Genomic DNA, 15,209 nt, shown 5'->3' on the forward strand with positions numbered 1-15,209 from the left:
TCTAGGCTTTAACCTAAGTACTGAGATGCTTCGTCCCTCAGCATGACACAGAAGGAGACTTTTCAAACATCCTCTAAATCATTTGTGTTGGTGTTGGCGTAGCCTGCGCTTGCGCTTAAATTATATATCAATATATTTCTTTATTCTCTCTGCGTCTACCCTGCGGGAAGTCACTCCGTGCCTATGGCGGTTTATCTCCTTATTTATATTTTCATGAATCAAATCGGATTGCTATATGTCTATTCTATCTTCTACCTTATTGATACTATTCACTTAGACTCGGATGCAGTAATGATTTAAGATTACTTAGTAACGCTTCGGCAGTAAAAGGCTTTGGTAAAAACTTTTGAATCCCAAGACTCATTTTCTGAGCATTAGTCCAATTGAGCATTAATCCACTCATGGCAAGGATTTGGACATCAGGATTCATACGTTGTAATGTTAGAATTGTGGTAGAACCATCCATTCCTGGCATCATCATGTCAATTAACACTGCACTGATTTTCTTCTTATGTTGAGCGTATAGTGCAAGTGCTTCAATACCATCACTGGCAGTTAAAACTTGGTAATTATGGGTTTCTAGGGTTGTTTTAGCAATTTCGCAGATTGCTACCTCATCATCTACCACCAATATCAATTCGTTATTGCCATTTAACAATTCTCCATTGCTATCTGGTGGAGTTTCTGTAACTTGCCGACTGGGTAAAAATATCTTAAAACGACTTCCCTTCTCGACTTCGCTGTGTACATTGACAAAACCACCGTGACTTTTAACAATTCCCATCACCGTAGAAAGTCCCAAACCAGTGCCTTTACCAACTTCTTTAGTCGTAAAAAATGGGTCAAAAATGCGGTCTATTATGTCCGGGGGAATACCCACACCAGTATCGCTAATGGAAATTACAATGTAAGAACCGACTTCTGCATCGACGTACATACGGGCATAATTTTCATCAATCCACAGATTTTCGGCACCAATAGCTAAATTGCCACCATCAAGCATGGCATCGCGAGCATTAACTATAAGATTCATTAACACTTGATGAATTTGTGTGGCATCGGCAAGTATTGTCCACAAATCGGGTACTAAATTCATTTGGGTTTCGATGGATTTGGGGAAGGTACGTCTGGCTACCTGTGCTACATCTGCGATTAAGTGGCGAACTTGAACAATAGTACGACTTCCTTCGGCTCCTCCACGACTAAAGGAGAGGATTTGCTGAACCAAATCGGCACCACGTTTAGCGCTACTTTCCAACATTTTTAATAGTTGTTGGCTGCTGTCATCGAGGTTCGGTAATTTTAGGGGTAGTAATTGAGCAACTGCCAAAATAGGAGTGAGAATATTATTAAAATCGTGGGCAATACCGCTAGCGAGTGTACCCAAACTCTCTAATCGTTGAGCGCGGAGAAATTGCTGTTCCAATAGTTTTTTTTCGGTAATATCGGTACTGACTGTAAGAATCGATTTCGGATTACTGACTTCATCTAATACCAGCGTCCAGCGACTTTCTACGGTAATGTTTTTGCCGCTTTTTGTAATTTGTTGTAATTCACCCTGCCACTTGCCTGTATTTACTAAAGTTGCTTCGATTGTGGCAAATGGGGGCAAAGTTTCCTCAGATTTATTCAACAATGCGATCGCACTTTTTCCTAGTACTTCTGTTGCCTGCCATCCATATAAACGCTCGGCTCCTTGGTTCCAAAATAGGATATTATGTCCCATATCTCGGACAAAAATTGCATCGGTAGCAATGTCGAGTAAAGCTGCTTGTTCGCGGATTTTCTGTTCTGCCTGCTTGGTTTCGGTAATATCATCCACGAGAACCAAATTTGCCTGTCTGCCAGCAAATGTGAGTGCGTGTATAACCACCTCAACATCGATTAAACTGCCATCTTTTTTCTGATGCTTCCAAATGCTAGCTTTCTTATCATCTGCCCTTTCTTGTTGCGTACCAATATCTTGGGGAGAAAGAATATCGGTACTCTTCATCTGCAAAAATTCCGCTTCCGAATAACCATAATGTGCGATCGCAGCTTGGTTTACTGCCAGAAAAACCAGGGTTTGGGAATCAAATACCCACATGGGATGGGGATTACTTTCAAATAAAAGCCGATACCGAGCTTCCGAATCCCGTAATGCTTGTTCGGTAATGTGTCGTTTATTCCGTTCTTGCGCTTCTCGTAACTCTCTCTCCACCGCAGGCACAAGACGAGTTAGATTACCTTTAATTATGTAATCATTTGCCCCAGCTTTCATGGCAGCGACGGCAATATCCTCCCCAATTGTCCCAGAGACAATGATAAATGGTAAATCTAACTTGAGATTTTGGAGGAGCTTCAAAGCTTCCGGCGCACTGAAAGCTGGTAGGGTGTAATCGGCAATGACAATATCCCAAGACTGTTGTTCAAGAGCAACTTGCATAGCTTGGTGAGTATCCACGCGAACATAGTCGAGGACATAACCTCCCCGACGTAACTCTCGTAACGTCAGCAAAGCATCATCTTCAGAATCTTCGACAATCAATACGCGCAGGTGAGGAAACATTTTGCATACATCCTTATATCGGTGGTGGTTCGTTCATGAGTAGCCAGTACATCCCCAATTGACGAATTGCTTCTGAAAACTGGATAAAATCCACAGGTTTGCGGATATAACTGTTGCATCCCAAGCTGTAACTATCCAACATATCTTGTTCTTCGCTGGAAGTGGTCAAGACTACCACAGGTACAAGTTTAGTGCGATCGTCTTCCCGCAAACGCCGCAATACTTCGATGCCATCAATCCGAGGTAATTTGAGATCGAGCAAAATCACCGTTGGTTTAATGCTAATATCTCGTCCAATGTGAATTCCCGTACCAAACATGAAATCGAGGGCTTCGACTCCATCACGTGCCACCACAATCTCATTACTAATGTGATTTCGCTTCAACGCTCGGATTGCTAAAGCTTCATCATCGGGGTTATCTTCCACCAACAGAATAATTTTGTCTCTTCCGCTCACACCAATCCCTCCTCTGCTACCAATGTAAAGTAAAAAGTAGCCCCTCGATCCACAGTGGCTTCAGCCCAGACTCTACCCCCATGTCGATGTACAATTCGCTGTACTGTCGCAAGTCCAATCCCATTGCCGGGAAATTCCTGGAGGCTGTGCAATCGTTGGAAGGGAGCAAATAATTTATCAACATACGACATATCAAAACCTGCCCCATCATCCCGGACAAAGTATGTTGGGATACCACTTTTAAAGGGTATCATGCCAAACTCGATTCTGGCTGTGGGGTTTTTGGAGGTAAATTTCCAAGCATTATTAAGTAGATTTACTAACAACACATTGAGCAAACGCATGTCTCCTTGGGCAATTAAACCAGTTTGGATGACAAACTCGACTTGACGTTCTGGTTGGCTATCATGTAGTTCAGTACAAATATTACTAGCTAACCGGCTCAAATCTACTGCTTCCATCCGCATCTCACAACGTGTTACCCGCGATAGATTAAGTAGGTCATCGATTAGGTATCCCATGCGTTGGGTAGCTGCCCTAATTCGTCGTAAATAATCCTGTCCAGTTGTATCTAATACATCTTGGCAATCTTCTAGTAGCGCTTGGCTAAAGCCATCAATACTGCGTAAAGGTGCCCGTAAGTCGTGAGAGACGGAATAGCTAAAGGCTTCGAGTTCCTTGTTTACTGCCTTCATTTCAATAATGGCACGTTGCAACCCTTGGTTAAGAGTTTGTACAGCTTGTTCTGCTTGTTGACGTTCCACGACTTCCGCTTGGAGTTCTGCCATTAGTTCTGCGTGTTTGAGAGCAACACCTAAATGGTTAGCGATTTGAGTGACAAACTCGATTTCGATTGTTTGCCATTCCCGTGTAGCACTACATTGGTGGATGCAGAGCAATCCCCAGAGGTTTTCTCCCTGTAACAAGGGTACTGCAAGGTTCGCTCGAACTTGAAATTGGGATAATATTTCGATATGACAATCACTCAAACCGTGATTATAAATATCTGAGACAGCTTGAACCCTTCCCTGTTGGTAATGTAATGCAAACTGATCTCCGAAACAGTGGTCATGGATTTTTTGTGCGATCGCAGATGGAAATGCTGGGTTGACATCTTCAGATACAAATTCTCCATCATCCCAACCTGAGTCGGGGTAGAAGCGGAACATCCCGACTCGATCTGCTTGGAGCAGTTGACGAACTTCGGTAGCTGTAGTTTTAAATATGGTCTCTAAATCGATAGCTTCCCGCAACCGAGTAATGACGTGAAATAGTGTTTTTTGCTGTTCTAGGCGAAAATTTGCTTGGTTGACTTCCTGATTTAATTGTTGAAATTCGCTTGTTAGTATTTGCTGTAGTTGCTCGAATGCTGCTTCATCTCGGCAGAAGTTTCGCAAATTTGCCAATATTTCGGAGTTCATATGTTTTGGTTGATAATGTCGGGGAAATTGTTGAGTATCTCAAGGTTCTATTTGATTTATTGAATAAATGATGAATAAATATAAATATAAAAATAAATATAGTCTAAAGACGTTCTACGAAAATGTGGCTGGTGGAAATAAATTTATCTATTAGACATCTCCGAAAATTAATTATCCGTTATCCAGAACCCGTGTAGAGACGTAGCACTGCTACGTCTTTTTCGGAGATGTCTATTATAATAAAACAACAAAAACCTGATATTGAAATTTTTTCTTCTTCCTGATACTAGGGATTAATCTCAGAAGCAGACCAATTATTTAAGTCATCGCGAATATATAACCAGCGATTTTGCGGTTCACCTCGTAATTGCAAATGGTCAACATTGATTACATCCAGCAACAATAAGCAAAAATTCGGTAAAGGATTAATTGCATCTGGCTGCTGAGGAGAAAAAGCTTCTGGTTCCCCTCGTTTTTCCCCTGGATGTGCCCAAGCGAATTGAACCCGAGCATTATCCGAAAGTTCTTGCCAAGTACTGTAGCGAGCCTTTTGCAAGTCAGTGTGGGGATTATCTTCGTCAACAAGGATTAATTTACCAGCCAGCCGAAACTGTTCCCGTGCTTCGGTAAAATACCAGCAAGCCTCAGCCCAAGCTTGATGTTGTATTTGGTGAATTTTCTGGCTGCGGTAATCAGTAATAACTTTCAAATGGTTGGTATCGTGAAGAAACCCCCGAAAAACAACAGTACGATTTGCAGGGTGTCCATTTGCTTGTACAGTTGCTAATTGAAAATAGCGGGAGTGGGGTTTACTGCGATGCCGTTGGCGACCTTCGGTATCGCGATGTAATGCCCGACTAAGAGGAGAACGCCAAGGAGCTAAGGTCATAACCCGGTCATAACAAATACTAATTATACAGCGAAGTGATTGCTAAGAGTGGTAGAGGGTATATTCCGATATTTTGCAATCCCTTTTTTAGTATCGCCAGTTGACGTATATTCTTAATCTATCTACATCTGTCCGAGAGCAACAAAACTTGTTTTATGGTTCGAGAGCTTGAAAGAAAAAGCCTTAAGGGTGCTAAATTCCCCGCAACTGCCCCAGCTGCTAATCCTGTATTTTTTAGAACCTATAGCCGTCGTCACAGCGATGGTACTAGGGAAACTTGGGAAAAAGTCTGCGATCGCACTATCCTTGGTTTGGTCGAATTGGGTAAGTTAACCCCTGAAGAAGCCCAACTCCTAGAGAGTACTGAGCGTAATCTTAAAGCGTTACCCAGTGGACGCTGGTTGTGGGTTGGGGGAACCGACTGGATTACCAAACCTAAGAATTTTTCTGGTGGTTACAATTGCACTTCCACCAACCTCGAAGACTGGAAAGCCTTCGGTTTAATGATGGATTTGGCTATGATGGGGTGCGGAACAGGAGCTATTCTGGAACCGAAGTATATTAATAAACTACCAATTATCCGCAATATCATTCATGTAAATTTATTAGGCGAAATTGGTACAACTCCTGTAGGTCAACGCCGGGAAGAAACCGAAGTTAAAATAGAAGGTAATCAAGTTACTATATTTGTTGGTGACAGTCGTCAAGGTTGGGTTAAGTCGTATCAAACAATACTTGAACTTTCCAGCGATGCACGGTTTACAGGTGACGTTCAAATAACTGTCAACCTCAGCGATGTCCGTCAAGCTGGTGAAACCCTCAAGGGATTTGGTGGTGTTGCTAATCCGATTAAGTTACCCGAACTCTATACGAAATGCGCCAATATCCTCAATAAAGCAATTGGGAGACAATTAAATTCAGTAGAGTGCTGTTTGTTAATTGACCAAGCTGCCGTCTGTATCGTTGCCGGAAACATCCGAAGATCAGCTGGGATTCGTCAAGGTATAGATGAAGATACTTTATTTGCCGATGCAAAATCGAACCTGTGGCAGCAAGATGGGGCAGGTAATTGGAGAATCGATCCAGAAAGAGATGCTTTACGAATGGCAAACCACACCAGGGTTTTCCATCGCAAACCAACTTTAGAAGAATCCATCGCCGCAGTTCGCAAACAATATTACAGTGGTGAAGGGGCAATTCAATGGGCTGGGGAAGCTGTTGCACGGGCAAATTGTGATTTGCTGTCAACTAAAGAATTAAAAACTGACTTTCTCAAAGCTTATGAACAAGGAAAAGCTGGGGAATGGTTACAAAAAAGACATCCAGATATTGATGAAAAAGAGCTAGAACATAGACTGGGCAGGTATGGTCTGAACCCTTGCGGAGAAATTATCGGTAGCAATTTTCACTGTGTGAGTGGAGGTACTCTACTGATTACCAGAGATGGAATGCACAAAATTAAAGATTTAATTGGGTGCGAAGTTGAAATTTGGAATGGTGAAAGATGGAGCAAAGTCACACCATTTAAAACTGGTAGCGATCGCAAACTTTATCGAGTCAGATTTGGAGATGGTACTTATTTAGATGCAACTGAATATCATCGCTTCTTTGTTAAAGATAGATTTACCAAAAACTACAAAGAAGTTCAAACTAAAGACTTGATGGATGTTAGTAAATACTCCATTCATACCCAACCTTTTACCATCGAATATGCAGATGGAATTGAGATAGACCCCAGTTATGCCTATACTTTGGGTGTTGCGGTGGGAGATGGGACAACAGACCAGAATAATAATGCTAAGATTCGTTTATACAATCGCAAAGCTGATTTGGTAGTTGCCGGAAATAAATCGGGTGAAAGGGAATATGATTATTTACCTGTTTTCAAGGATGTAACTGACTTAGGTTTTTCTGGAGAGTTTTTGAAGACTCTCAAAGCAAATCCAGAAGCGTTGAATGTAATTGCTAGCTGGAACCGTCAAGCAATTTTACATTTTATTGCTGGTCTTGCGGATACAGATGGGTCTAATACTCAAAGCAATGGGATTAGAATTTATATATCCAATCGCGATCGCGCTTATCGATTGCAGCTATTACTCACCAAATGCGGTATTCGTTCCTCGTTAAATTTGTGCGCTCATAAAGGTTCGGTAACTAATCTTGGTGTGAGAAGTCAAGATTTATATTATTTACAAATTACCGAATGCCAGGAAATTCCTTGTCAGCGTTTGGATGTAAGTAAAGGTACTAATGCTAAATACAAAGGTAAATGGCAAGTCATTCAAAGTGTAGAAGAACTACCAGAACTTCACGATACTTACTGCTTTAACGAACCCCAACATCACAAAGGGGTTTTTGGTAATACCCTCGCAGGAAATTGTAATCTTAGCGAGATACACTTAAATCAAATTGACCCAGACAATTACAAAGAACAAGAAGAAGCATTTACAGCCGGAGCATTATCAGTTGCCGGGTTACTACACCACAAATTCCTCGAACCTCGCTATCAGTATAGTCGCGAACTCGATCCCATCGTTGGTGTATCCTTCACTGGATTATTTGACTTCTTCGTTCATGCTCTTGGTGTGGATTGGTTGCGTTGGTGGGAACAAGGCAGACCAAAAACACCCCAAGGAATCGCATTTAAGCACAAAGAACAGGAATATCTTACCCGATGGAAAGATATAGTTAATCGTGTCGTCTGGGAATATTGCGATCGCCACAATTTAAAACGTCCCAATCGTTGCACCACCGTTCAACCTAGCGGCACAAAATCCCTACTCACAGGTGCTTCCCCCGGTTGGCATCCCCCCAAATCCCAGCGCTTCCTCCGTCGCATTACCTGCGGGAAAAATGACCCCGTAGCCCTTGCTTGTTTGGAATATGGATATGCGATCGTCCCTTCCCAGTCAGATAAGGATGAAAATGGTAACTTACTCAACGACCCATTCGATACACGTTGTACTGAATGGTTGGTGGAGATTCCCGTTGCTGTTTCCTGGGCAGATTTACCTGGTGCTGACACCATTGACATTAGTAAGTTTAATGCCTTGGCGCAGATGGATTTTTATATGCAGGTGCAGCAATTCTATGTGACACACAACACCTCTGCCACCATCGAACTACGGGAAAATGAAATTGAAGTTCTGGGAACCCGCATTTTTGAAGCGATTCGTGATGATGAAGGTTATATGAGTGCGGCACTCCTAGCTCGTTTTGATGACTTGCAAACCTTCCCCCGTTTACCGTTTGAACCAATTTCTAAAGAAAGGTACGAACAATTAAGCAAGGAAGTCGAACAGCGTCGTCAAACTGATGATTTCCACACGGTTTTAAGTCGTTACGATTTTGGGGAAATGTCGGAAGCTGGACCAGCTGGTTGCGATTCTGACAAATGTATGTTACCAGAACAATCACCTAATTAGGTTAGGGGGCAAGGGGCAAGGAAAAAAATTGTTAATTAATCACCAATCCCCTATTCCCAATCCCCCAATCCCCATAAAATCATTAAGATAAATTAAGACACTTACAAAAGTAGGCTGAAAATGTTCATTAATGAATTAACACCGATATTTAAGCAATTTACCCAAAGCCCAGTTTCCTTCATGGGTGGTTTTGTTTCCGGAGTGCTGCGGTTGAATCTTGCTGATGACCCTGTAAAAAGCTGGTTGAATCAACAACTCGGTACAAATCCCTACAATAGTTCCAATATCGAGAATGGTAGAACATCAGGACCTCAATCGATCTCGATTGATTAGTTATTTCTGCAAAAAAAACTAGAGACGTGGCAATGCCACGTCTACAAAGATTCTGGGTCATATTCGGCATGTAACGCTTCTCAATCAAATTAACTGTTTTTTTGCATCACCCAAATGGATGAACCAGCAGGAGGAAGTTGATTAAGTATTGATGCTATATATTTGCAGTGTCATGTTTGCTAAAAATAAGTATTAGTTCCAGGTAATCTCGCAAAAAGCAGATTATCACAGCAGACATTGTTTACCCTCATCAAGAGGCTGATAAAATGGCTTCAATACGTGAAATTGTCCGCAACGCGATCGCATATGGTTATATTAGCAATGCCGGGATTCAGCAATTGCGAGATTTACTCAAGTTAGATTATGAGTCAGAAGATATTGAAGCTTTAATGAGACTTCACCAAGCTGTAGTCACAGGCAGGGTTCGACAACTTGCAAATGAATCCCATAAATCTAGTTTTAAACCAACTCGTCGTGGCATTGTCAAAATGAAGTTGATTTGTCAAACCACATTTGCCGCTGTCATTGTGGGGACAATCGTTTTTGCAATGCCGAAAACTTCCCAACAAGCACTTTTTAATGGCGATATCAACACAATGGAAATGGATATTTGGCAACAATAATATAATTGGCATCGACCAAATTTAATCGTGTGTTACCCAGAACTATTGTAGAGACGTAGCATTGCTACGTCTCTACGTTTGTTAATTATGGTTTTCTGACTTTGCCTCCAAATTTTCCATACGACTCCGTAATTCTTTATTTTGCTGCTTCAACTGTTCCAATTCGTCACGCATTTGAGTTAAGGCTTTATCTGAGCCAATCTTTTTCTGGACACTAGCTATTTCCTCATCGGCAATCCGTCGTACCCTACCATCGGGGGTTTGACTAGCAAGATTCTGTAAAATTGCGATCGCTTTGGGAGTTTCCATTTGTCCTAAGGCAACTACTACTGCGACTTGGGTTAGGAAAAAGCCTTCTTTTGCAAGTTCTTTTAACCGCTCTAATATTCTTTCTAGGTTATTCCCATTTTGACCTGGGGAAATTCGACCTAATGCACGAATTGCAGTTAAACGCAAGGGTTGGGGAGTGCCAATCTTAGTATATTGTAATACCAAATCTAGGGCAGTTTCTGAAGTTTTGAGTTCAGCAAGTCCCGATATTGCTCCACTACGAATCACCTCATTCCAACCAGCTTTTTCTTCTAAAACTGATTTTAAGAGCTTAATTGCTTTTTCTTCTTTGGGTTTGTCGTCGGTAGTTGCGGCTGAAACTGCACCAATACTACGACATGCAGCAGCTTCCACATAATAACTGCGATCGCTCTCTTGAATGACTTCTTTTAAGGCTTTGTAGCTGTCGTTAGTTTTGATTTTTGCCATTGCTTCGACAACTGCCCGTCTGACGAAAGCACTTTCATCTTTCAATCCGGGAATTAAGGCTTCAAAGTTCTGTTCTAGGTTAATTGTGGCGATTTGCTTGGCGACTTCTACCCGTACTCCCCAAAATTTCTCCTGGGTTAAAGCTGTGGCAAGGGCTTTTAATGCTTCCAATCCTCCCTTTTTCCCTAATGCGGATGCTGCGTAAATCCGGGAAGTGGGATGTGGATCGAATTCTAATTGGGCTTTTAATTCTGGTAAGGGATATTCTAACGTGACAGTTTTTAGGTAATGATTGCCAACATCAAAGCTGATAAATAAGGGTTTTTCTGGAAGTGGGAAATAGAAACTTTGTTCAGCTTCGTGGATACGGACAGTATATGTTGCTTCTGTATTTTCCCCGTCTTTATACCCAAATCTAATGGGAATCCGCAAATCAAATAAGTCTGCTTGAGACTGTTTTACCGTAACCTTTGCTAACTTAGAATCCCCATCCCAAGCATAACTAACTTGATAATCAGGATGTCCACCACGGTACACATACTGGTCAAACAAAGCCGTCAAATTGCGTCCAGTGGCTTTTTCGATTGCCCTTAATAAATCGACCGTCTCCACAGTGCTGTGGGCATTATCCCGGACAAAAGTTTGGATTGCCTTCCAAAACAATTCCTCACCCAATTCAGCCCGAATCATGTGATAGACACAAGCACCTTTTTCGTAAATGTGGCGATCGTATAATTCAATTGCTTCTCGATACACATGTGTCACCATTGGACGACGGTAACGTTCGGCATCTTCCGTGAGATAACTCCGTGCATCCTGTAATCTGTAATAGACAGCATCATCGACACCATACTCATTTTCCGTCCACATGGTTTCCGAGTATGTCGCCATTCCCTCCTTGATCCAAGCGTGTGACCAATGTTTAATCACAACTAAATCGCCAAACCATTGATGTGCGAGTTCGTGGACGACTAAACTTTCCGTATTACGGTTATCGATCGCAGCTTTTTCATCGAGCAAACATCTATCGGTTAACACCGTAGTTGAGGTGTTTTCCATCCCCCCAAAAATGAAATCATCGACACAAACTTGGGCATATTTGGGGAAAGGGTAAATATAGCCGTACTTTTCGCTCAAAAATTCCATCATCCGGGGAGTTTTCCCCATACTCCGCTTTGCTTCTTCCTCCCGTCCTTTTTCTACGTAGTAAGTAACAGCTTTACCATTCCACTCATCACGAATTTCAGCAAAATCACCCACTGCCAGCGTCATTAAATAGGTAGGATGGATTTCTTTTTGTAACCAATGGTAGATTTTGTAGTTGCCATTGGTTTTAGTATCAATTAATTCGCCGTTAGAAATAGCAATGTAGGGTTTGGGAACACGAACCTTAATTTCGCTTGTTGATAATTGTCCGGGGTAATCGAAACAGGGGAACCAAAAGCGGGAATCCTCATCTTCACCTTGCGTCCAGACTTGTGTCGGTTTGTCAGGGTAATGCTTTTCGGGTTGGATAAAATAGATACCGCGCTGGGGATTTATTCTTGAATATGCGATCGCAATTTTTATCGACTGATTAACAATTGTCGGTGAGTCGAGTTTGATTTGAAGCTGTTCACCATCATAATCGAATACCTGCTCAATGGTATCTACGGCAACGCTTTTGATGTCGAGATTCATTGCATCTAAGGTTAAGCGATCGATGCGATCGCGAATCGGCTTGAGGGTAATTGTACAAGTACCTTGATAACTTTGTGTTTTAATATCGAGACTAATATCGAGAAATATATGCTCAACCTGTCCTGGACGATCGGGATTGTAGTGCGGTTTGGCACCTGGTAACTCGAACGATTTATGACGATGATTTTCCGTATCAAAATAAAACTGCGACATCGACGTTAACTGACCTTATAATCCTGAAAACTTTAACTAGATTTAGTCAAGAGAGACAGCAACAACTGTTATAAAACTTAAGTTACTGGCAATTTTGCTATTAATTCTTATTGTATGCGTCCCCATATCTGAAAAAATAAGTCAAGGAAGAATAATTTAGACAGAATTGCTATTTTGTCAAAAAATAAGCACAAATCCAGCACTAATCACCCTTGTTCAGTGAAGAAAAATACCCCGAAGTGTATAACTTAGGATATGTTGTTTGTGTCCATTTAACATTGCCGATCGAAAAACAATGACATTACATTTACGGATTCGCCCCTCAGACTGTTGAAGTAATACTTTGGAGCTATTGTTAGCATGTTCGTTTGTAAGATTACTAATTTTATCAGTAATTACCGATAAATTAGTGGGGTTTATCGATAAATCCGAAAACTCCCCCATGACGGTTTCGTCTTTACAGATGACAATTTGACAAAATGAGGATACATAGAAATGCCTGAGAATATGCCTGGAAACAAGTCAAAATTTTTAATTCCTGCGGTTGGTGCGGCAGTGGTACTAGTAGGTGGCATTGGTGCCTACATGTATTTCCTCAAGGGACCTTCAGGCGATAGTTCCGGCGCGTTGAGTAGTGCTAAAATCGTCCCTGATGATGCCATCATGGCAACATATATCACCACCGAACCTCAAGCTTGGGCAAAGTTGGAACAGTTTGGAACACCTGAAGCTCAAAAACTTTTATCCAAAGGGCTAGAAAGCTTTAACAAGGATACATCAGCAAATGGTGGCATCACTTACGATAAAGATTTGAAGCCTTGGGTTGGTGGTATCATGGTGGCACTTTTACCCCCAAATCCAGTCAAACCAGCCCAAGCCACACCTCAAACCTCCCCAGAGCCAAATGTATTAATGGTTGTAGGGATTAGAGATAAGGTTGCTGCCCTGAATTTTGCCACTAAATTAAAATCTAGTAAAGAACTTCAAAATAAGGAAATTGATTATAAAGGCGAAAAAATTAATGAAAGCAAAGGTAAAGGTCAACCTACCTACAGCGCCGTTTTAAGCAATAATAGTTATTTGGTATTCTCCCCCAACAAAGCCACAGTCGAACAGGCAATTGACACCTTCAAAGGAGAACCCTCATTTGCTAGTAAAAAAGGTGCTAGCGAGATTTTAGCCAAAGGTGTTGATTTAAAAAATACCGTCGCCCAATTTTATGTGCCCGATTATCCTGGTCTAGTTGAACAACTAGTTAAATCAAATCCCAACGGAACCCAACTACCACCACAAACATTAGCTCAACTAAAGCAATTTAAATCAATGGTTGCAGGTATTGGGATTGATGATGCAGGGGTGCGAATGAAGGCAGTCGCCAGCTTAGACCCACAACTAACTAAGTATAAATACGAACCAAGTGCCGCCAAAGTAGTCAATCAATTTCCCGCTTCAACGATCGCACTAATTAGCGGACAAGGAATCAGTCGTTGGTGGACTGCAATCAACGAACAATCAAAAGACTACCCCGAATTTAATCAAGCCGTTCAACAAGCACGTACTCAACTCAAAACCATCAATCTTGACCTAGATAAAGAAGTTCTTGGTTGGATGGATGGAGAATTTGGAATCGCAGCAATCCCATCAGATAAAGGTTTTACAGCAACTGCTGGGTTTGGTGGTGCATTCGTATTTGACACAAGCGATCGCAAAACTGCCGAAGCTACCCTTGCTAAACTTGATGAATTAGTTAAAACCCAAAAGTTAACTGTTTCCAAGCGCAAAGCTGGAGATAAAGACATTATTGATTGGCAAGCTCCCCAACAAGGAGCTTTAGTATCACATGGTTGGTTAGACCAGGATACAGTGTTTTTAGCAATCGGTGAACCAGTTGCCGATGCGATCGCAACTAATAAATCCCCAGCTTTAGATAGCAGCGACTCTTTCAAGACTATTACGGGTTCCCTAGAAAAACCCAATGCAGGTTATTTCTATCTAGACATGGACAAAACCATGACTATAGTCAACAAGTTTGGTGCAGCAGGAATCACAGCAGAAGCATCCGCAGTTCTCAATTCCATTCGCGGTTTAAGTGTCACTGCCAATAGCTCGGATAAATCTAATAGCCAAATGGAAATGCTTTTGGCACTAAAACCAAAAGGAGCAAAATAAATTCAGATTCGGGAACACCAAAAAATAAACTCTAGCGCTTCTCGTTTGGATAAAATACAATCCAGGGCAAACAACCGTGGGTTCCCCTACAGCACTCTTAATCACAAACTGTATTTAAATCAACTGAGAACCGCTATAATAGATATCCCCGAAAATTAATGATGCGTTCCCCAGAACCCTTGTAGAGACTTAGCAATGCTACGTCTCTACGTCTTTTGCGGAGATGTCTAATGCAAATTGCTGTAGGGGTGGGGTCTAGGCTGTGTATTTTGTGCCTTTTGAGGGGGGAAAAATTCACGCTAAATATGTGGCAACTGTTTGCTCAAAAGCTTATGTGACATAGACTTTACGTTTACATGAATACCAAAAGTGTATGAATAAAAAATGGGTAAATTCTATCAGAATACACAGCCTAGGTGGGGTCTCATTGGTGTCAACTTAAGAAGATAAAGCCTAAATTTCTTGGGTGTGAGCGTCAATCTCTCGATGACGCTTGCGCCTTGCTTTAAGGGGATGTAGAAACCCCATCTTCAACCTGACTTTTCCCGTTATCTTTCTATCACAGCGATGCGGAAGCCGCCACTATACGTGAACGCGATCAGGAGTTCTATCCTAAAATTCCTATTTTCCCGTTGTTATATTATCATTAAACGTCTTTTATTGATAATAAAACTATGGACTGAAACCCTTGC

General features: G+C 41.7%; 9 protein-coding genes. 4 read left to right on the forward strand and 5 right to left on the reverse strand.

The window, feature by feature from the left end; genetic code table 11:
• Window positions 1-265: 265 nt before the first annotated feature.
• The 4 genes from CK510_RS13735 to CK510_RS13750 all read right to left on the reverse strand — a co-directional run bounded on the left by CK510_RS13735 (window position 266) and on the right by CK510_RS13750 (window position 5,315).
• Complete coding sequence (locus tag CK510_RS13735) at window positions 266-2,548, reverse strand: response regulator (RefSeq protein WP_095722238.1); 2,283 nt, start codon at window positions 2,546-2,548, stop codon at window positions 266-268.
• A gap of 13 nt (window positions 2,549-2,561) precedes the next feature.
• Window positions 2,562-3,005, reverse strand: a complete 444-nt coding sequence (locus CK510_RS13740) for a response regulator (RefSeq protein WP_095722239.1) — start codon at window positions 3,003-3,005, stop codon at window positions 2,562-2,564.
• Entirely contained in the window at window positions 3,002-4,426 is a 1,425-nt protein-coding gene (locus CK510_RS13745; RefSeq protein WP_095722240.1) for a GAF domain-containing protein, read from the reverse strand. The genes CK510_RS13740 and CK510_RS13745 overlap by 4 nt, the downstream gene beginning before the upstream one ends.
• Before the next feature lie 286 nt (window positions 4,427-4,712).
• Window positions 4,713-5,315 (reverse strand): Npun_F5749 family FMN-dependent PPOX-type flavoprotein, encoded by a 603-nt coding sequence (locus CK510_RS13750; RefSeq protein WP_095722241.1) that lies wholly within the window; start codon window positions 5,313-5,315, stop codon window positions 4,713-4,715.
• 155 nt (window positions 5,316-5,470) lie between these two features.
• On the opposite strand from CK510_RS13750, the gene nrdJ reads away from it, so the two are divergent.
• The 3 genes from nrdJ to CK510_RS13765 all read left to right on the forward strand — a co-directional run bounded on the left by nrdJ (window position 5,471) and on the right by CK510_RS13765 (window position 9,696).
• Entirely contained in the window at window positions 5,471-8,740 is a 3,270-nt protein-coding gene (gene nrdJ, locus CK510_RS13755) for a ribonucleoside-triphosphate reductase, adenosylcobalamin-dependent (RefSeq protein WP_095722242.1), read from the forward strand.
• A gap of 120 nt (window positions 8,741-8,860) precedes the next feature.
• Window positions 8,861-9,073: a ssl0294 family protein gene (locus CK510_RS13760; protein ID WP_095722243.1), complete on the forward strand. Its 213-nt coding sequence runs from the start codon at window positions 8,861-8,863 to the stop codon at window positions 9,071-9,073.
• A 266-nt stretch (window positions 9,074-9,339) separates the two neighbouring features.
• Window positions 9,340-9,696: a hypothetical protein gene (locus CK510_RS13765; RefSeq protein WP_095722244.1), complete on the forward strand. Its 357-nt coding sequence runs from the start codon at window positions 9,340-9,342 to the stop codon at window positions 9,694-9,696.
• Window positions 9,697-9,777: 81 nt separating this feature from the next.
• Here the strand turns inward: CK510_RS13765 and CK510_RS13770 are convergent, their stop codons facing one another.
• Window positions 9,778-12,348 (reverse strand): M1 family metallopeptidase, encoded by a 2,571-nt coding sequence (locus CK510_RS13770; protein ID WP_095722245.1) that lies wholly within the window; start codon window positions 12,346-12,348, stop codon window positions 9,778-9,780.
• Window positions 12,349-12,855: 507 nt separating this feature from the next.
• Here CK510_RS13770 and CK510_RS13775 point away from each other — a divergent pair.
• Window positions 12,856-14,517: a DUF3352 domain-containing protein gene (locus CK510_RS13775; RefSeq protein ID WP_095722246.1), complete on the forward strand. Its 1,662-nt coding sequence runs from the start codon at window positions 12,856-12,858 to the stop codon at window positions 14,515-14,517.
• The last annotated feature ends 692 nt before the right edge of the window (window positions 14,518-15,209 follow it).

It is taken from the genome of Brunnivagina elsteri CCALA 953 (assembly GCF_002289455.1).
In the GTDB taxonomy this organism is placed as follows: domain Bacteria; phylum Cyanobacteriota; class Cyanobacteriia; order Cyanobacteriales; family Nostocaceae; genus Brunnivagina; species Brunnivagina elsteri.

What these genes read in the sequence shown, in the direction of transcription:
- CK510_RS13735 (WP_095722238.1), bottom strand. Translation starts at nt 2,548, where the DNA reads ATGTTTCCTCACCTGCGCGTATTGATTGTCGAAGATTCTGAAGATGAT.
- CK510_RS13745 (WP_095722240.1), bottom strand. Translation starts at nt 4,426, where the DNA reads ATGAACTCCGAAATATTGGCAAATTTGCGAAACTTCTGCCGAGATGAA.
- CK510_RS13750 (WP_095722241.1), bottom strand. Translation starts at nt 5,315, where the DNA reads ATGACCTTAGCTCCTTGGCGTTCTCCTCTTAGTCGGGCATTACATCGC.
- nrdJ (WP_095722242.1), top strand. Translation starts at nt 5,471, where the DNA reads ATGGTTCGAGAGCTTGAAAGAAAAAGCCTTAAGGGTGCTAAATTCCCC.
- CK510_RS13760 (WP_095722243.1), top strand. Translation starts at nt 8,861, where the DNA reads ATGTTCATTAATGAATTAACACCGATATTTAAGCAATTTACCCAAAGC.
- CK510_RS13765 (WP_095722244.1), top strand. Translation starts at nt 9,340, where the DNA reads ATGGCTTCAATACGTGAAATTGTCCGCAACGCGATCGCATATGGTTAT.
- CK510_RS13770 (WP_095722245.1), bottom strand. Translation starts at nt 12,348, where the DNA reads ATGTCGCAGTTTTATTTTGATACGGAAAATCATCGTCATAAATCGTTC.
- CK510_RS13775 (WP_095722246.1), top strand. Translation starts at nt 12,856, where the DNA reads ATGCCTGGAAACAAGTCAAAATTTTTAATTCCTGCGGTTGGTGCGGCA.